At 52.2% G+C, this 18,877-nt stretch carries 14 protein-coding genes; 1 reads left to right on the top strand and 13 read right to left on the bottom strand.

Translation table 11 applies throughout. The features are described 5' to 3' along the window. Positions 1-87: 87 nt before the first annotated feature. A complete protein-coding gene (mutS, locus tag JMI88_RS05270; protein ID WP_236022827.1) occupies positions 88-2,868 on the bottom strand; it encodes a DNA mismatch repair protein MutS in 2,781 nt (926 codons plus the stop codon). 270 nt (positions 2,869-3,138) lie between these two features. Between mutS and JMI88_RS05265 the strand changes: the two genes are divergently transcribed. Next, entirely contained in the window at positions 3,139-3,537 is a 399-nt protein-coding gene (locus JMI88_RS05265) for a LapA family protein (RefSeq protein WP_201360706.1), read from the top strand. Here JMI88_RS05265 and JMI88_RS05260 read toward each other — a convergent pair. The 12 genes from JMI88_RS05260 to infB form a co-directional block, all read right to left on the bottom strand. Then, positions 3,514-5,106: a prolipoprotein diacylglyceryl transferase gene (locus JMI88_RS05260; protein ID WP_201360705.1), complete on the bottom strand. Its 1,593-nt coding sequence runs from the start codon at positions 5,104-5,106 to the stop codon at positions 3,514-3,516. The two genes, JMI88_RS05265 and JMI88_RS05260, sit on opposite strands and share 24 nt — an antisense overlap. Continuing rightward, positions 5,103-5,711: a hypothetical protein gene (locus tag JMI88_RS05255; protein ID WP_201360704.1), complete on the bottom strand. Its 609-nt coding sequence runs from the start codon at positions 5,709-5,711 to the stop codon at positions 5,103-5,105. The genes JMI88_RS05260 and JMI88_RS05255 overlap by 4 nt, the downstream gene beginning before the upstream one ends. A gap of 130 nt (positions 5,712-5,841) precedes the next feature. After that, positions 5,842-7,563, bottom strand: coding sequence for an ArnT family glycosyltransferase (locus JMI88_RS05250; protein ID WP_201360703.1), 1,722 nt, complete (start codon positions 7,561-7,563; stop codon positions 5,842-5,844). A 369-nt stretch (positions 7,564-7,932) separates the two neighbouring features. Then, positions 7,933-9,351, bottom strand: coding sequence for an FtsW/RodA/SpoVE family cell cycle protein (locus tag JMI88_RS05245; protein WP_236022826.1), 1,419 nt, complete (start codon positions 9,349-9,351; stop codon positions 7,933-7,935). 93 nt (positions 9,352-9,444) lie between these two features. Beyond that, positions 9,445-9,894, bottom strand: coding sequence for an FHA domain-containing protein (locus JMI88_RS05240; RefSeq protein WP_201360702.1), 450 nt, complete (start codon positions 9,892-9,894; stop codon positions 9,445-9,447). A 12-nt stretch (positions 9,895-9,906) separates the two neighbouring features. Beyond that, on the bottom strand, positions 9,907-10,812 hold the full coding sequence (locus tag JMI88_RS05235; RefSeq protein WP_201360701.1) for an FHA domain-containing protein: 906 nt from the start codon (positions 10,810-10,812) through the stop codon (positions 9,907-9,909). After that, positions 10,809-11,771 carry a bifunctional riboflavin kinase/FAD synthetase gene (locus JMI88_RS05230; RefSeq protein WP_201360700.1) on the bottom strand — a complete coding sequence of 321 codons (963 nt, stop codon included), beginning with the start codon at positions 11,769-11,771 and terminating at the stop codon, positions 10,809-10,811. The genes JMI88_RS05235 and JMI88_RS05230 overlap by 4 nt, the downstream gene beginning before the upstream one ends. A gap of 244 nt (positions 11,772-12,015) precedes the next feature. Then, the gene (locus JMI88_RS05225) at positions 12,016-13,419 is read right to left on the bottom strand and encodes a transposase (protein WP_201360699.1); all 1,404 of its coding nucleotides are present in this window, start codon (positions 13,417-13,419) and stop codon (positions 12,016-12,018) included. A 183-nt stretch (positions 13,420-13,602) separates the two neighbouring features. Further along, entirely contained in the window at positions 13,603-14,490 is an 888-nt protein-coding gene (gene truB / locus JMI88_RS05220) for a tRNA pseudouridine(55) synthase TruB (protein ID WP_268905965.1), read from the bottom strand. Positions 14,491-14,514: 24 nt separating this feature from the next. After that, positions 14,515-15,573 carry a DHH family phosphoesterase gene (locus tag JMI88_RS05215; RefSeq protein ID WP_201360697.1) on the bottom strand — a complete coding sequence of 353 codons (1,059 nt, stop codon included), beginning with the start codon at positions 15,571-15,573 and terminating at the stop codon, positions 14,515-14,517. After that, a complete protein-coding gene (gene rbfA / locus JMI88_RS05210) occupies positions 15,570-15,983 on the bottom strand; it encodes a 30S ribosome-binding factor RbfA (protein ID WP_201360696.1) in 414 nt (137 codons plus the stop codon). Before rbfA ends, JMI88_RS05215 begins: the two co-directional genes overlap by 4 nt. A 75-nt stretch (positions 15,984-16,058) precedes the next feature. Then, a complete protein-coding gene (gene infB, locus JMI88_RS05205) occupies positions 16,059-18,578 on the bottom strand; it encodes a translation initiation factor IF-2 (RefSeq protein ID WP_201360695.1) in 2,520 nt (839 codons plus the stop codon). Positions 18,579-18,877 lie beyond the last annotated feature (299 nt).

The raw sequence follows: 18,877 nt of genomic DNA, 5'->3' as shown, positions 1-18,877 counted from the left end.
TAACCATCCTTATAATATCACATCTTGATGGTTAGATGTCGGGATTATGCGCGGCAAATATATCGGAATAAGCAAAAAGCCAAAAAGCTAGGAATCCCGCCTGGCTTTCTGCTGTAATTCGTAGAGTTTACTGATGGCCTCGATTGGCGTGAGTTCATCGATGGCCAGCCCTTTAATTTCATCAATCAGCGGATGGGTTTCGGGTTCCAGCAAAGTCATTTGCCAGGCAACTGGCATCGTGATATCGCGCATAGCTTTGCGCCGGTGTTTGGCATCTCCTTTACGTTCTAATTCCTCCAGAATCTCCTCGGCACGATGGATGACTGGCCGGGGAATACCGGCGAGCTGAGCCACATGGATGCCGTAGCTTCTATCGGCACCGCCGGGTACGATTTTGCGTAAAAAGATGACCTGACCAGCCTCTTCGGTGACGGCTACATTCAGGCATTTGATGCGCGGCAATAGCTGGGCGACTTCGACCAGTTCGTGGTAATGGGTGGCGAAGAGGGTACGAGCCCCACTACGCTTATTATTATGTAAATATTCGACCACCGATCGCGCGATGGCCAGCCCATCATAGGTACTGGTGCCACGACCGATTTCATCCAGGATAATCAGGCTGCGTGGCGTGGCATGGTGCAGAATGTTGGCGGTCTCAACCATTTCAACCATGAATGTACTCTGGCCCGTGGCCAGATCATCCTGCGCTCCAATGCGCGTGAAGATACGATCCACCATGCCGATCGTAGCGGCTTCCGCCGGTACAAAGCTGCCAATCTGGGCCATCAACACAATCAGCGCCACCTGGCGCAGGTAGGTTGATTTACCCGCCATGTTGGGTCCGGTGATAATGCCAATCTGGGCCTCGTGATTCGAGAGGTTGGCATCATTAGGGATAAACGGAGTGTCTGCCTGGGCCTGCTCTACCACTGGATGTCGACCGGCTACGATGTGGATGGTGTCGCCTTCGTTCAATGTTGGTCGACAATAATTTTGTCTGGCCGCCACCTCGGCCAGGCTCTGGTAGACGTCGATCTCGGCCAGCGCATGGGCGGTATCTAGAATGCGCTCGGCCGCGTGGACGGCGATATCTGTCCGCAATTGCACAAAGAACTCGTTCTCCATCTTATTGACGCGTTCCTGCGAATTCAAGATGAGGGTCTCGTATTCTTTGAGATCAGGAGTAATATAGCGCTCGGAATTGGTAAGTGTCTGTCTGCGAATATATTCCTGCGGGACACGATTGAGGTTGGATGTGGTGACTTCGATGAAATAGCCAGTGGCCTTGTTAAAGCCAACCTTCAGATTGTTAATGCCTGTACGCTTGCGCTCGCGCTGCTCCAGATCCGAGATCCATTTGCGGCCATTGTGTGAGGCATCGCGCAACTGGTCAAGCTCGGCACTAAAGCTTGGCCGTATAATGCCACCTTCCGTGATGCTCAGGGGCGGCTCTTCGACGATTGCATGTTCGATCAGCTCAACAATATCGTCGTTATCGGCCAGGTGCTCGACGATGCGCTGCAAAGCGGGTTTGTTGGCGCTCTCTTCTTGCGTGAGGCAGTTGCGCACCTCTGATGCGGCCCGCAGTCCATTGGCCAGCGCCACCAGGTCGCGAGGAGAGGCAATGCGTTGCTTGACACGGTTAATCAGTCTTTCAATATCGCCAGCTTTTTTGAGCCCCTCGGTCAGTCTCGCCTGCAGCAAGGTATCGCCTAGCAACTCATTGATGGCCTCTTGCCGTTTGGTAAGGAGAGCGATGTCCAGCAATGGCTGACCGATCCAGCGCCGTAGCAGGCGACCGCCCATCGGGGTGCGTGTGCGATCCAGCACCCAGAGCAAAGAACCTTTGACGGAGCCGCTACGCCCGGTTTCAAAGAGTTCCAGGTTGCGTCTTGTATAGGGATCGAGCGTCATAAAGCCATCGGTGAAATAGGTCTCCAGCGCATTCAACTGTTGCAGGAGTCCCTTCTGGGTCTCTTGAACATAGGCCAGCACCGCGCCTGCTGCCCGGATCGCCAGTGGCAGATGCGCGCAGCCAAAGCCTTCCAGGGATGCCACGTTGAACTGGCGTAGTAAGCGATGGCGGGCATCATCTTCACTGAAATAGCGGGTATCATAAGGCGTGACGTGTCCGGCGACGCCGGTCAGTAATTTTGCCAGAGGGGCTACATCATCCTCTTCATCATCATCGATATCGGGAATATGCGCATTAGGATTGCCATTGCTGCCTAGTTTGGTGACCTGTTTTTCATTCATGACGGCAGCCAGCCAGCGGCGCTTGCGTTGGCCCAGGCGACTATAATTGGCTTCAACCAGCACTTCGGCCGGGCCCACTCGCGCGATTTCTTGCTGGGCCGCCAGGTCGGGCTCAGTTGAGCTGAACTGTGTGATGGCAAATTCGCCTGTGGTGATATCGACATAGGCAATGCCAACCGCGTCGCGACCCACGATCACGGCCGCCAGAAAATTATTACGTTTGGCGGCCAGCATGGCCGGATCGATCACGGTGCCCGGGGTAACAATGCGCACCACCTCGCGATCCACCAATCCTTTGGAGAGAGCAGGATCGCTTGTCTGTTCGCAGATCGCTACTCTATATCCCTTACCAACCAGCCGGGCGATATAGCCATCGGCGGCATGATGAGGAATACCAGCCATTGGCGAGCGTTCACCGCGACCGAAATCCCGGCGTGTCAGCGCAATCTCTAATTCTCGCGCCACGATTTCCGCATCATCATCGAACATCTCATAAAAATCGCCCATGCGAAAGAAAAGAATCGCGTCAGGATTTTGCTGCTTAATATTTAGATATTGTGTGCGAACCGGACTATGGACCGGGTTCTCTTTCTCGTAATCTTCAAATAACACGTTTACCCTCCTAATGCTCAACCCCAGTATAAGCCTATTGCCGCACGCCGTCAATTTGCCTGACAGCAATGAGAATGTTTTGGGATGGGAAGTTAGCTCCTAGTTTTTGCTGTATATTATGCTGGTATATATACTGTATATTATGTAACAGGTCATCCGTATTATCAGTAAGTCCAGCAATTGAACGCAGGCCAACAAAAAGCATGGGTGAATGCTGCTGGACGTATGTATCATTTTTTATACTACAACACCATTATGAAGGAGGTCGTTATGTTCTACCTCATACTGTTACTATTCTTATTGGTATGTGGGGGACTGGCAGTACTGACTATCTTGAATTTTACAACCCAGGTGCATATAGTGCTATTTTCGTGGCAATCGCCTGACTTGCCCATTGGCATGTGGATTTTGCTGGCCTTCTTTTTGGGAGCGTTGCTGCTCTACTTTGTTTCTCTGGTGTCAGCATGGTCCGACAGGCGCAAGATCAAAAAGTTGCAACAGAACGTTGCCGAACTTCAGGAGCAACTGCTTGCCACAAAACAGCCTGTATCCATGCCGGGACTGTCATCATCTCCCAACGTCTCAGGTGTTGTGCCTGGGCAGTCAATGCCGATGCCCACTATGGGCGGTACCCCATCGGGTCGTTTATCTTCTCCGGAATCTATCTAGGGAGCGCTTGAATAAGCCTCGCGTTTTGCTATCGGCGGCAACGTGAGGCTTGGCGCTATTATTAGACGTAGAGATTGTTGGCTGCTCCTGCTGTCCCTGATGATCCTGCGAGGTTACAGGCGAGGCGGCTGGCTCTGCCGTTTGCCTCGTATCCTGAGACTCCTGATATACATAAGGCCACTGCGTGTGCAGGGCTTGTTTCTCCTCTTGAAGAGGCTCTTTCTCTACAGCTTCAACCTGCTCCTGTTGTTCCTCTTCTCGAAGGGGCTCTTCCGGAGCAGTATCTGCAGTATCGGTGGTTGCTGCCAACTGATCACTTACAGGCGAAACAGCATCATCTGTTGCCGCCTCTTGTTCGGGGGGCTCTTCCTCTACCACTTGCTCCGCAGTTGCTAGCTGTTCGTGTGTGGATTCTTCTTGAGTGGAGAGCTCGGTAGGAGAATCGGTAGCTGCGTTCTCGCTCTGTGTTGTTTGTTCAACTGGAGGGACCTCTGCGTTGGCTGGCACTTCCTCTTCTGGCGGATTTTGCGCGGGCTGAGTCTCCTCTTCTTCATCAGGTTCAGACAACTGCCTCTCGTTGTCTGGCTCTGCTCTATGTGGCTGTGGTGCCTCTTCGGCTTCAGGTTCTGCTGGCGTGTCCTGGTTGGCCATCGCTATTTCTGCAAGCTCGCTCTGTAAGGCTTCTTCATGAGCATCTGGCTCATCCTCAAGAGGAGTGTGCGGCATCTCATTCGTTGCGTGTGTTGCCTCTTGTACGGGCTCCGGCACATCTGTGTTATCTCCGATCCCGACCATGTCGGTCTCTTCAGTTGTATCTGCCGGGACCGTATCATGTTGATCATCAACCGTGCCAGGCTCTGTTGCTACTTCTGGCGGGACTTCTTCATGGGCAGTTCCAAGGTCTAGAGGCATAAATGCTTCGGATTGTGCCAGCACCTCTTCCGGACTGATAACCGGTAGCGGCCGGGTGATCCTGGCCTGAGGTCGAGCCGTGGTTTTCTCCTCGCCCTCCTCACTCATCAACTTTTGGAGGAGTTGCGCTTCTGTTACTTCCTCGCTGGTAGTTGTGGTTTGTGTCGTCTCTTGCTGATGCATTGTATCTGGCTGCTCGACATCAAAATAGGTGCTTAAGCTGGCATCGTTCATGGACCACATCCATTCGTATGCTCCTTCCAGCGCATGTTCACACCACTGTGTATAGTTTCCTTGAATGAAGTTGAGGGTTTCGCAGCGCGCGAGCAGTTGCATGGTGTTATCGAGCCATTCCTCTCCACGTTCCAGCATACGATCTAGCAGATCAACATCGTCAACCCCATGAACGCGCAACTGTGCAATGGCCGAAAGCGCAATGGCTGATGGCGCGATCGATTGCATGTGGGCGGTATTTTGCGCCTGCTTTTCGCGCAAAATCTGCAGTTCTTGTTGGATCTGAAGGACCCTCTGGCGGTGCAGCCAGAGCTGATAGGCCTGGTAGAAATCATCAACTTCTGTGGTTGTGAGTTGGGAAAAAAGTTTATCTATGTCTGCCTGGCTAATCAGTTCGCTGTGCTGGTTCTCGCCCTCTTTCATTCGGCCTGGCCCTCCTGTTTTGGTGCGGAATTTTTGGTGCGCTCTCCCCAGCGTTCAAACCAGCGTTCGACAAGCTGGTTCGTTCGAGTACTTTGCTGATCAACCGGGCTGGTACTCCCCGGTGCGTCTTTCTCGATCATTTTATTGGCATGGGCACTGCGTAGCCACCATGGTACTTTGAGTTGTGGGTCCGTCTGACTGTGGGCATCAACAAATGCACTGATATCGGTGGGTAGCAAATTGCCGGTAGAGGCAGTAAGAGGTGGTAACGGGCTGTTAGGAGGTGTATCGTCATCTGATGGTTGGATATCCCGACCATCAAATTTAGGCAACTGACTCCAGGCGAAAAGAGCCGGAGAAACGGTCCCGGCGGCCTTCTGCCCCTTTCCCGTGGCATTACTAGCTGACTGCTGACTATTGGCCCGTTGGGCCTGTTGAATGCCGATCAGCGCCTGGAGGATGATATTGTCTGTATAGCTTGTTTTATGTTCCAGCTGGCCTATTTCTGCCTGGATTTGCGCCAGCTCTTGCTCAAATGCCTGGATCTGAGTCGTTAGCTGTTGATCAATCTCGCGATAGAATAGCCATTCCCTGTATTGACCCATTCCATTATTCCCCTACGCATTCTTACAAATACTACGTCATGGGCAGTATAGCATGTGCCCAAAGTGTAGACAAGCAATGTCCAGTGTGTACTGGTAATGCGTTTTCGACCGGCGCCTCATCCTTCAAATATTATGTATGTTTGATTGGCTGAACCGCTAACAGTTCAGGGATAACGCTGTATATCTGGTACGAAAAATGCTCATTTTTGAACTTTTTTTCGACGGCTAGCAGCGCAACCTTATTGTTCTGATTAAGCAGGTATGTCGCGTAAGGATCGCTCAGTACCGCTTTTAAATATGGAGCATATTTGTTATTGCTATAATCGAATACCCTGCGCCTGGGATACTCATAGTGGGCTGATGCACAGTTTACACTTGGTCCCATCTCAAAATTAATACGATAGCAGATCCAGTAATCAGCATAGAGGTGATGAAGTTTGTGAGATTGCAGGCTCTGGATGAGTTCTTGCTCATTGTGCATGGCCTCTTGCGCTACTGGAACCTGTAACAGCGTCCGATAACTTCCGTACATTGAAATAAATAGAAGTAGTGCCAGTGAACTGAGGCAGAATGCTGCACCGATTTTTCCCGGTAGACCAGCAGGGTGTGTAGCTACTGTGCGTATATAATAATTTGCTCCTGACCAGAGAGGCCAGACCAGTGCTGGTAGGCCTATCCAGACTCCTATTAAGTAGCGAGCATTTTGCCCTGGACCGCTAAGCACTGAACTGCTGCGCAAGTATGGTAAGATGGTTGCTACGATACCCAGGATCAAGATCAGTCGGGCACAGTTGATGATTAATACGCTCCGCTCCTTAGCAGATAGTGTGTGCAGGTGCAGTGGGAAGAAATGTTTGGCCAGCGTCCAGCATGCCATGCCAGTGGCAGTTGCTGTGAGAATGATGAAGCCTGTTGACCAGATACTATTTGTCGTTGCGCAATAGCTATGCCAGTAATTGCCAAATCCCCAATACTGCAAGAATGAATATTCGGATTTATAGCATATCGGGCTACCCGACATAATAGGTAAACTAATGGTGAAGGTGTTCTGGAATTGCGCTTTTAGTGTATGCAGGGTTAGCGGTGCATGTCCTAGCTGGCTCAGCAGTACGGAAATTGTATCGTGGTGGATTGGAGCGTGGATATTATAGACAATGAGTGGAGCGCCACCCACCAGCAGACCAGCGATCACGGCTACCATGGCTGCTTTGAAGATGAGCTCACGCCAGGAAAAGAGCAGCAGCAAACTCGAGCAGGCCACCCAGGGCAGAATAAGGGTGTTGCTCCAGATGCCCAGGCTCACTGTTATACCCCAGAGAAAGAAAAGTCCGTACCTTCTAGCTCGCTGCCACAACTCTCCATCGGGGGTTGTCAATGCTAGCCTGAGTCCGAGCGCCAGGGAGAGGGTTGCAAAAAAGACGGTTTCTGGATAGCCACCGATCGCGATCAGCTGCCGCGACAGCATAGCTGCTGAACCAAAGCTAAAAATTGCGACTATAAAGAGTGCGAAGCGCCGGGCATAGAGCTGACGAATCAGTAAATACATACTCAGTAAAAAACCTACGAAAAGCGTCACCATACCCAGACGAAGTGTAAATACTGAGCGACCAAATAATGTAAAGAAGACGGCACCTAGATACGCCTGTAGCACCCCCATATAATCCTGGTCATAGTAAATAACGGGATGTTTTCCTTGCCGGATGTGCATTCCTATCAGACCCATTGTGCCCTCATCGCTGTTGGGTAAGGGCCAGTTCTGATAAGCCAGAAACACACGTAAGGCAATGGCGAGACAAAATAAAACGAGCAGGGTTGCGCTTTGCCAATTTACTCTGAATTTTCTAGTGTTCACACATATCATTAGCTGCTCCTACCTGGTGGAAGCAAGCTACCTCCTTTTGATTTTGTGCCGCTTAGAGTTGCTATTCCATTAGCAACCGCATAGAAGGAAATGTAAAGTTATAAATGCGGCATGCCTGCTCACAAAAACCAGATGCCGTTGCTAAAGATGGCAGCGCGGTTAAAGAATAGACAAAAGCTTCCCATTTTTAGCTACTTAAAAATGTCTAAAAGCCATAGGTTCCGCGCCTTCGGCTCCTCACACTACGCTCCTGCGGAGCTCAAAAGAGGTTTTTATATTGGTGCAAAACGTGCGCATTGCGCACGTTTTGCACCAATATAAAAACGAGATTGGGGACGCCTACGTTCCCCAAATGATGTTTTAATATATGCCTTCGCGTTCCACTGCGGTGTTGTGGGAGATGCGTAGCAGGATACCGACGATGATAAAGTTGGCCAGGATAGCGTTACCACCATTGCTCAGGTAGGGCAGTGGGATACCGGTCAGTGGCAGCAACTTGAGGTCTCCGGCGGTAATAATCAGCGTTTGCAGAGCAAAGATCGATGTCAGACCGGTGGCCAGCAACTTACTGAAAGGGTCAGTTGCCTCGGCCGCGATGCGGAAGCCTCGGTGCACGATCAGCAGATAGATGCCAATAATCGCAAAGAGACCAACCAGACCGAATTCATCAGCATAAGCAGTGAAAGCCATGTCCGAGTCAATAACCGGTACGCGAACCGGATAACCCAGGCCAAGCCCATTGCCGAGGATTCCGCCGCTGGCGACATTGATGAGCCCCTGATAGACTTGCAGGCCTTTATCCGTCGCGAACGCATCTTCCTTTGGTGTCAGGTGGGCCCAGTCGGCTGGATTGAAGGCCACGGTTGCGAAGCGGTTCTGTACATATGGCAAGAGGCTGTAGCCGATCAAAGCCAGTAAGACGAATGCCAGCAAACTGACCAGGACGTATGATTTTTTGCCTGTCGCCACATAGGTCATGCACAGAAAGAGGCTGTAGACCAGCAGTGCCAGACCAAGCTCACGCACAATCAGGAAGCTCATAAGACCAATTCCCAGCATAGATAGCATTGGTCCTAGCTGCCTGAGCGGTGGCAATCGCAAGGGACCCAGGCGATAGTGTCCTTCGGCCAGGATGTCGCGATTGTCGTTAAGGTAGCCTGCGAAGAAAATAGCCACGCCAATTTTCAAAAACTCGGAGGGCTGTAAATTTAATGGACCAAAACCGAGTGTGTCACGGGTTGGGTCAGCATTTTTAAAGGTAATGATACCTCTGATTACGCTCGGTGCCAGTACCGCAAAGCAGAAGAGGAGCCAGGTATATTTGTAGCGTGACAGCCAGCCGATATTGCGCAGGAGGAACATGGTGCCCAGGCAGATAGCCAGGCCCAGCAATACCCATAATAATTGTTTCGAACCCAGATTAGGGATTGGTCCATTAGGAGCAGGGATATCCGGCCCCAGCCGGGTCATCATTACCACTCCCAGACCGCTCAGGAGCGCTACCAGAGGGAGGAGCACCTGGTCAGCCTTGCGAAAGAAAATATTTAGTACGAAATGTACTCCTAATACGGCGGCAATAAAACCCAGAATGGGAATCAGACCATCCAGAATTGGGAGATTGCGCAGGTTATTCACTGTGGTGGTATCATTGCTGGATCTGATGATGAGCAATTGCGTCATCAATAACAGCAGGATCACCCCCGGAAGCAGCAACAATCCCAGTTCTTTCCAGCGATATTGTCGGAATGCTCCTGATGTTCGTTGTGCCATTTGTGCCATCTATCAAAACCTCTTGTAACTAGAAGCAGGAGTCGGTGCTTAATGAAGAAGTAGCATGAACAAGGGAAGGCAACCACTCTGGTTGCCTCTCATTTATTGTGTGAGTTTGAACTGGATATAGCCGACGCGCACAATATCGCCAGCGCGGGCTGGCACAGCTTCGCGAGCCGGTTGGTTATTCACATACGTACCATTGACACTGCCTGCGTCCTGTATATACCATATGCCATTGCGGAACCAGAGCCGTGAATGTTCCGATGAGATAAAGTTATCAGAAATCTGAATAGTATTGGTGGGACCACGCCCGATGGTGGTATTCTGGTCCAGATCAAAACGCATCCCTGGTTGTACTACCGTGCTGGGACCGCTATCTACCACGATCAGGTGGCCAAAGATTGCCTGCCGTCCTCCGTCGGGGATGTCCCCGATGGCGGCCGTTTTACGCAAGTCGCGGGTAATCGCGATTACCACCTGCATCAAAAAGAGATAGAGCAGAACGATAAATAAGAGACGCAATATGAGTAAGAATACTGGTAGTTGCATAGGGCGAAGATCTCACCTTCTTTCGAAGTAAAAATCATAGCTGCCTATGGTGAACTGATCACCATTGCGCAGAATATGTTGGCGCATATGTGGCGTGTTATTAATTGTGATTCCATTAGTACTGCCAAGGTCAAAGATGGCAAATTGCCCATCTGGTTGATATTTAATTTGTGCATGATAACGAGAAACGCGTTTGTCTTCAACAATAATATCGTTGCTGAGCTGACGGCCGATATTGACCAGTGGCTTTTCGATGCGATAGGTCTGCTGCCCTGCCTGGGGTAAACGGATCGTTAGCCAGGCCTGTGGCATAGGCGTCTGGGGGGTAGGAGGAATGGTCGGAGCAACACCTGGATTGCTATGATGAGCATAGCCCTGGTGTCCAGCCCCTGAATGTGATCCTCTGCCATGCATACCCTGATTGGGTGAACTGCCCCCATCAATGCCGGGCAATGGCTGATTTGTGGCTAGCTGAGCGCGTATATTGGCTAATTGTTCGGCGCTTAGCGCCTGGGTAGCCATCAGGCCCCCACCCTGATCAGCCTGCTCCGTGTCGATACGCACCATACCTGGACGCAAAGAGGTATCAGAGTGCAGGCGAATGATCGGCACTGTCTTTAACGTATAGTGCCGTCTTTTGGCGAATTCCACCAGGTGGTTCTGCCAATCGCGGATGAGCCCGGTCTGGCCCGGCGACAACTGCTGATGATCTTTAATACTCAGATAAATGTCATACACATTTGGCGACAGCCGACGTCCCTCACCTTGCAGCATCGTATTGTCATCCATCGCACGCTCTAATTTGCGCGCGATCTCGATCGGTTCCATCTTGGATGGGAAGAGCCGATTAAAGGGAGTCTCAATGACCCGCTGCATAAATGCTTCTAATTTCGCTAATGGGTTCTGGCGAGCATTCAATGGCTCACTCTCCTGCTTGCTAAAATCTGTTGTGCTTGTTGCACATCCATAGAAATCTGATTTTTCAAGGCATCAATTCCCGGGAAGCGTTGCTCTCCACGTAGCCGTTCAATAAATTCAACGCGCAGATACTTATCGTAGAGATCCATTGTTGCATCGAGTAGATGTACTTCTACAAGGCGCTCTGTTCCATTAAACGTAGGACGAATACCAATATTTGTTACACCATTATAGACGGTAGAAGCTTCTACTGAGTCACCGCTGGCATTGTTCTGGATTGTAACTCTTACTGCATATACGCCGTTGGAGGGAAGAAGTTTGTGTTTATCTGGACGAATATTGGCTGTTGGGAAGCCTAACAGCCTGCCTCGCTCATCGCCATGCACTACCGTGCCTCCAAGTACTAATGGATGGCCCAGCAAAGTATTGGCTTCAGCAATGCGGCCCTCGCTGACTAAAGTCCTGATACGGGTACTACTAATGCGTGTCTGGTTATCTGTCTCCAGGGCTAATGCACGTACTTCTATATCGTGCTCTTGACCATACTGTTCCAGAAAAGCGACGTTGCCCATGCGATTATGCCCCAGACTAAAGTCTGCGCCAACAATCAGTCCTCTTATAGTAAAACGTGTGCAGAGGTTGTTCATAAAATCTTCAGCCGAGAGTGCTGCAACTTCTGGCGTAAAATGCACAATAATAGAATCTGCCACCTTGCCATATTCGCGGGCAAGGGAGAGTTTTTCTTCTAATGTCGTGAGATATGAAATATTCATATTCGGGCGCACAACCATCAGGGTATGCGGCGCAAAGGTGACCATAGCTGGCGTGCACTGCAGCTTCTGTGCCATGGCACGAAGCTCTTGCAAAAGTCGCTGATGTCCAAGGTGGACGCCATCGAAATTGCCAATCGTGATTGCGATCGGCGTTTTTTCTGATAGGGTTGTCTGGTATTCAGTCATCTTTGTTGAGGCCCTCTTCCATTGTTGCCTTGCTTGGAGGTACCTGTTCCTTGTTATTCTCTCGTTTATAGTACCACAGCCGATGCATGCCCGCAATAAAGGTAGGATAATGCAGGACTCTGCGCTTTGGGGCCGCTTGCTGCGGCCCCAAAGCGCAGAGTCCTGCTTCTTTTTTCTGACTCGCCGCCTGCGGCGGCGGGAGGAGAGAGAAAGAATGCTGGGGGACACCCCCATAGGCGTCAACTTAAGCACTTGAACAACTGAAGATTGCATCATCACCTGATAGACGAGCGAACTCCTTCTGGAAATGCACCCGTCGTTGCTGCTCTAGGATAGGTCGCTGGCGTTTATCGCGCAAGAGACGAATACATTGCCTGATATGACTTTTCAAGGTTCGTGGGTCCCAATAGCCTTTCACGATTTGCTCCACCCCCTGCGCACTCAAGCGATTGAGCTGATACAAACTGGTGGGGGTTGCATCTTGTTGCTGGCTCTTCTGGGCTTCAACGAGCAGTTGACTGGTTTGCTCGGTCTGCTGTTCCACCAACAACCACGCGACCAGTAACGTTGCGACCATGGCCTGTGCGGTATCGGCTCGCGTGCAATCTAGATGATGGGCGTCAATGACTTGTTTAAAGCGTTTGAAGAGCGTTTCCACATGCCAACGACTTTGATAGGCTTCGATCACCTGGGCGGCAGACCAATACGTCTCAGGAATGCTGGTCACCAAGAGCAGAAAGCCGGCTGCGAAAATTGCATCGTCAGTCGACTTGCGCCCTTTGTCGCGGTCTTGCTGCCGCTTGCGCTCACGCATGCGTTCCGCTTCCTCGGCTGGTGGGACCTCAACGATGAGGTGCAGACGCACGCACTTGTGTGCGTGCAGCACCTGCACATCCTTTTGATGCACGCCAACAGGCAAGCTTTGGAGCCACTGATGCCAATCGATCATCGCTGGTTTCTCTGTTGCAGACTCAGGAGTCAACTCCGCGAGTGGCAGGTGAAAGGGACTCCAGCGAATGAGCGACCATGCGCCTTGTTCCGCCACTGCAAACACGGATTTGGGATGACTATGACCAGCATCAGCCACGACCACATCCCCGTGCTGAAGGGGAAGATCACACAGATTTTCACCTCCTGTTCCTCGCTTCACGCGCAAGCTTGCAAGCTGACTGGTGAGTAGATGGTAGGTGGCACGCACCTGCCATGAGGTGCCGTGGGGGCCACGACAGGTGAAATGCGTTCCATCCACGAGCAATAGACGTCCGGACACCTGTCCCTGAACTGCAGTGGTCTGGGTCTGGTGGGCCAACAACGTATTGGCAATCCACATCAGCCAGTCGGTTGACTGGCGTAAACGTTGATGCCACGCTTGCTTGCTTAACGGGGGACTGTTGGGCTGAGTCGCCGCGCTCCACAAGCTTAATTGGCGCAAGGACGATTGACTGAGCATATAGCAGAGCAATCCCCGCAGCAGGTCACTGGGCGAAGCCAAATGCCGTTTGCGACGGAATGCTTTGTAGTGCAGTGCTTGCTCATCAAGATCTCCTGGCAAGTATTCCTGGACAAACCATTGCCATTGCTGATTGGAAAGGGCACACAGTTGTTGCGAAGCCTGGGCGTATTGAGTATCATGATGGTGTTGAGGCACGAGTCACTCCTGGTCTGGATTAGGTTTGTACATGTCCAGTGTACCAAGTTTGGCTCTGCCTTGCATCCTCTTCAGTTGTTCAGTTGTTCAAGTACTTTTTCTTAAGTTGACGCCTATGGGGGACACCCCCAGCCCCCCGGCAGGGAGACCCCTGCACCCCATTTGGTTCTTGCGCCTCTTTTGTTAAAGGAGGACTTTTTTGGGTTTCCATTGGTGGTGTTCAGCATCCCAGGTGGCGATAGCCAGAAATTGGCCGTTGTGGCCATAGACGCGCCCCAGAGCAGCTTGCCTGGTGCCACTGGCAGTGGGATAGGCAAAGGCATTGCCATGCATCACACGTTGCGTAAGGGCTTCATCCAGATGCAGGGCGGGGTAATTTTGGAGGGCGAAATCTGCTGGGAAGATGTACTGCTGCAGGGTACCTTGTTCCTGGGCCGCTGCCAGTTGTTCCAGCGTGACGCTTTCAGCCAGCACAAAGGGACCACTGCGGGTGCGTATTAAACCTGTCAGGCAGGCGCCACAGCCCAGATATTCTCCCAGGTCATAGGCCAGGGAGCGAATGTAGGTGCCTTTGCTGCACGCAACCGCCAGCGTGAGGTGCGGATTGTCCCAGGCCAGGATGTCGAGGGACTGAATCTCGATGGTACGAGGTTCCAGCGTAATCTCAGCACCGGCCCGAGCCAGTTTATAGGCCGGTTGACCTTGAATCTTGATCGCGGAGTAGCGTGGTGGCAGCTGTTGCTGTACACCCAGGAAATGTGGCAGCGCGGTTTCAATCTGTTCACGCGTCAACCGCGTGGTATCGGCCGTGCGCACAACTACACCTTCGGCGTCATAGGTATCGGTGACCATACCAAAGGTAACGGTAGCCTGGTAAGCCTTGCCGCTCTCGCTCAGGTACTCTGCGACCCTGGTACCCTGACCGATGCAGATCGGGAGTACGCCGCTGGCCTCTGGGTCCAGTGTGCCGGTATGACCGACACGCTTTTGCTTGAGCAGCTTACGTATTTTCGCCACCACATCGTGTGACGTCATATGCAAGGCTTTATTAATGTTCAGAATTCCGTCCACTGCGCTTTATTTCTCCGCTTCTGGTTATGAATTGAGGGTTTCGTGTGGCAGCCGATCTGTCTCGCGCATCTCGCGCTCTATTTCGGCGATAACCAGGGGTATGGCTTCCTGGAGAGGCAGAGCGATGGTCGCGCCCGCCGCACGCGGATGGCCGCCGCCACCCAGGCGCATACATACGGCCGCTACGTTGTATGGCTCATTGCTGCGCAGGCTGACGCGGGTAACAGCCGGATCGCCATAATTTTTGAAAAAAGCAGCCACCTCTACGCCCTCAATATCGCGCAACATGCCTGAGGCATTGGTATCCATATCATCGGTCGCGCCGGTAGCAGCCAGTGTCTCATCCGTCGCGAAAGACCAGATCAGGCGTCCATCAGCAGACGTCTGGATATTGTTGATGGCGGCCGCCGTAAAGCGCATCTGGGCCAATGGCTGGGTGCGGAAAATAGGTTTGACAATTTCCTCTGGGCTGGCTCCTGCTTCGATCAGGATGGCCCCTACCATCATCGTACGCGCTGTAGTGCTGGGATACTGGAAAGAACCTGTATCGGTAATCAAACCGGTGAGCAGGCAGATGGCAGCATCCTTTGTCAGCTTCAGGCCGACCTGTTGCTGGAAGAGGACAATGAGTTCAGTGGTTGAGGCTGCCCCTGGCTCAATAATATTGACCTGCCCACAACCAATGCTACTGATATGATGGTCGATGTTCAGGATTGTAGCCTGATCCAGGAAGGTTTTATGCCGCTCATAGAGTGCGCCATAGCGGCTCAACTCGCCAGCATCCAGAGCGATAACCAGATCAAACTGTTCATCGCCCAGGGTATTCTGGAGCGCTTCAACACCTGGTAAAAAAGAAAACGCGTGTGGTGCTGGATCAGCACAGATCGGCACACAGACTTTACCCAGCTGGCGTAATATATGGGCGAAACCCAGGATGGCACCCAGGCAGTCGCCATCGGGATGTTCGTGAGCGAGCAAAGCGATACGCTGTGCCCGCTCGATCAAGATCATTGCCTGTTGAACCTGGGTCGGAGATAATTGTTTGGCCAGCGATGAATTACCTGGAGAAAAAGACTCGTTCATTCAACCTCTTTTATGTTGGTTTGTTCGCCTACGTTGGCCTGTTCGGCATTCGCCCTCGCACGATCCTCTTGCTCAACCTGGTTAATCAAGCTAAGGATACGCGCACCCTCTTCAATCGATGTATCCAGTTTGAAAGATAGCTCTGGCATATAGCGCAGGGTCAGGCGTGAAGCTAGCTCATGGCGTAAGAAGCCACTGGCATTCTTCAAACCACTCATGGTTTCTTTTTGCTCTTCAGGTGTACCCATCACGCTTACAAAAACCTTGGCATGGCGTAAATCGCCACTGACTTCAACGCGGGTGATGCTGGCAAAACCGACCCTGGGATCTTTGAGACGGGTGCGAATCAGCTCGCTGAGGTCCGCCGTCATGAGCTCTCCCAATTTTTCTTGTCTATGTATATTTGGCATACTCTTTCCCCTCAACAGCGCTGAAGTGGCCACCTGCCTTAAGACAACAGGTGACCACTAGCGGATGCTGTATTTTTATGCTCCTGGTGTCACGCGTTCCTGCGAGAATGCCTCGATAATATCACCAACTTCATACGCGTTGAAATCTTCGAGGAGGATACCACATTCATATCCACTGAGTACTTCACGTACATCATCTTTACCACGGCGCAGGGATGCCACTTTGCCGTCAAAGACCTTTTCATCTTTGCGCATCAGGCGAGCCTGGGAGCCACGAGTGATACGGCCATCCAGCACGCGGCAGCCAGCGATGACTGTTTTACCAGCTTTGAAGGTCTGCATAATTTCAGCATGCCCATCAATCACCTCGCGATAGGTAGGCTCCAGCATACCGACCAGGGCGGCCTGGATGTCCTCAATCAGCTTATAGATGATGTTATAGTAGCGAATATCGACGCCTTCACGTTGAGCCTCGCGAGCGGCTGCTCCATCTGCCTTTACGTTAAAGCCGATGATAATCGCTCCTGAAGCGGCGGCCAGATGGACATCGGTTTCGCTGATATTGCCGATACCTTCACGGATCAGGCGTACCTTCAGATTCTCTTCACTCAGCTTCGATAGGGCACCCTTAATGGCCTCCAGTGAGCCCTGTACATCACTCTTGATGACCACGTTGAGCTCTTTGACCGTGCCTTCCTGCATCTGCATATAGAGCGTATCCAGGCTGACCTGGCCAAGTGGCATCGCCTCGGTCGCGCGTTTCTCAGCCTCGGCCTCAGCCTGCTGCTTGGCGGTGCGCTCATCTGGAGTTACCTCCAGGCGATCGCCAGCATTTGGCACCTCTGGTAGGCCCAGGATGCTGACAGGAGTGCTGGGAGCTGCTTTCTGGATGCGCTTGCCGCGATCATTGAACATGGCACGTACTTTACCGGCGATCGGGCCAACCACAATATTGTCGCCCATCTTCAATGTACCCTGCTGGACCAGTACCGTGGCTGTGGCGCCACTATTCTTCTCCAGGCGGGCCTCAATGATGACGCCTGTGGCCAGACGGTTCGGATTGGCCTTAATATCCTGCACTTCGGCTACCAGCAAGATGTAATCGAGTAGCTCATCGATGCCTTCGCCGCGACGAGCGGATATCGGCACACATACTGTGTCACCACCATATTCTTCGATCACCACGCCGATTTCAGCCAGTTGCTGTTTGACGCGATCTGGATTGGCGTTGGCTTTATCAATTTTATTGAGGGCGATGATTATCGGCACTTTAGCAGCGCGGGCATGGTCAATCGCTTCACGGGTCTGTGGCATCACGCCGTCATCAGCGGCCACGACAATGATTGCGATATGCGTTACCTGGGCACCACGTGCGCGCATGGCCGTAAAGGCTTCGTGACCCGGTGTATCCAGGAAGGTGATCTTTTTGCCATTGACCTCAACCTGGTACGCACCAATGTGCTGGGTGATACCACCCGCCTCACCAGCGGCCACCTTGGTTTTTCTGATCGTATCCAGCAGGGACGTTTTACCATGGTCAACGTGACCCATAATGGTAACTACTGGTGGAATTGTGACCATATTTTCGCCATCGCGTGAGGCCATCATGGCTTCATTGGCCGAGAGTGGGCGCTCGCCACGAACCGCCGGGTTTTCGGTCATCGTGCTAAGGCTGGGCTCAAAACCCAGGTCTGTCGCCACCAACGAAGCTTTCTCATAATCAACCACCTGGTTGATACTTGCGAAGATGGCGTGCTTATTGATGAGATCACGAATGACCTCGATTGGCGAGACGCTCAACATATCTGCCAGGTCTTTGACCACGATCTGTGGTGGCAAAGAAATGGGCCCGGTTGGCTTTTCCTTCACGGGTGCTGGTCGGCGCTCCTGGGTACGTTGTGCTGCAGGACGTCCACTGCCAGGGCGACGATTTCCATGGCTCTGGATATTGCTACCAGGACGATTGCTAGGTCGTGGTGCGTTCCCCTGTGGTCGCGGTGATGCAGCATTGTCGCGTGAACGCTCCCTATCGCGGTCTCTATCGCGGTCTCTATCTCTATCTCTATCTCTATCCCTATCACGTTCAGGAGCATGAGGGCGTGGCGCGACAGCTGCATTATTCATCGGAGGACGAGGGCCACCGGCATTGCCACCACGATATGGTGCGCGACCACCAGATCCGGCGGGACGTGCGGGTCCGCTGCCAGCAGGCCGGGGGCCACTGCCCGAACCGCCATATGGGCGTGGTCCGGAAGATTGAGTATTCGGATTGCGATTGTAGCCACCGGGACGTGACTGTCCCCCCTGGGCACCCTGACCACCACCAGTATTAGGACGATGGCCCTGATAGTGTGATGATGGACGTGTTGCCTGTGGTTGTTGATGTTGCTGTTCAGCTCCATCGCGTTGCTGCTGCGCTGATGCGGCATTAGTATTTGGCGCTGTACGACGCCGAGACGCGGGCCTGGTCTCCTGTTCCTGGCTGCCTGTTGCTTGGTTTTCTGGTTTTGGGCGAGCGGCGGACCTTGGTTTTGGACTTACGGACTTGCTCTGTGCCTGCTCTGTGCCCTCTGGAAGTTCTGATATATCTCTCATGAAGAAGACTCCCTTTCTTAATCAGATGTTGCGCCAAAGGTGGCGGCGGAATCTCTCTTCACAGCCATAAAAAAGGTCTGCCCCCTGTTCCCGAATAAAGGGAAAAAGGCGACAGATCCTCGTTGGTGCAGTGCCAGGCGAATATCAGTCTGCGCTCTCTGACGTAGAGGCAGCTATGGTTTATATAATCATAGCTAATTGCTCCGCAAACATTCGCTTACAGCTGCCCTGTATACGAGGGGCTGTGTCTCTTTCAAGAGTAGAGAAAAAACGAAACATTGTTCAATCCTCATCTAATC

This window comes from Dictyobacter formicarum, assembly GCF_016587435.1.
This window is presented reverse-complemented; position numbering and strand designations above follow the sequence as displayed.

What these genes read in the sequence shown, in the direction of transcription:
- JMI88_RS05265 (WP_201360706.1), top strand. Translation starts at nt 3,139, where the DNA reads ATGTTCTACCTCATACTGTTACTATTCTTATTGGTATGTGGGGGACTG.
- JMI88_RS05260 (WP_201360705.1), bottom strand. Translation starts at nt 5,106, where the DNA reads ATGAAAGAGGGCGAGAACCAGCACAGCGAACTGATTAGCCAGGCAGAC.
- JMI88_RS05255 (WP_201360704.1), bottom strand. Translation starts at nt 5,711, where the DNA reads ATGGGTCAATACAGGGAATGGCTATTCTATCGCGAGATTGATCAACAG.
- JMI88_RS05245 (WP_236022826.1), bottom strand. Translation starts at nt 9,351, where the DNA reads ATGGCACAAATGGCACAACGAACATCAGGAGCATTCCGACAATATCGC.
- JMI88_RS05240 (WP_201360702.1), bottom strand. Translation starts at nt 9,894, where the DNA reads ATGCAACTACCAGTATTCTTACTCATATTGCGTCTCTTATTTATCGTT.
- JMI88_RS05230 (WP_201360700.1), bottom strand. Translation starts at nt 11,771, where the DNA reads ATGACTGAATACCAGACAACCCTATCAGAAAAAACGCCGATCGCAATC.
- JMI88_RS05215 (WP_201360697.1), bottom strand. Translation starts at nt 15,573, where the DNA reads ATGAACGAGTCTTTTTCTCCAGGTAATTCATCGCTGGCCAAACAATTA.
- rbfA (WP_201360696.1), bottom strand. Translation starts at nt 15,983, where the DNA reads ATGCCAAATATACATAGACAAGAAAAATTGGGAGAGCTCATGACGGCG.
- infB (WP_201360695.1), bottom strand. Translation starts at nt 18,578, where the DNA reads ATGAGAGATATATCAGAACTTCCAGAGGGCACAGAGCAGGCACAGAGC.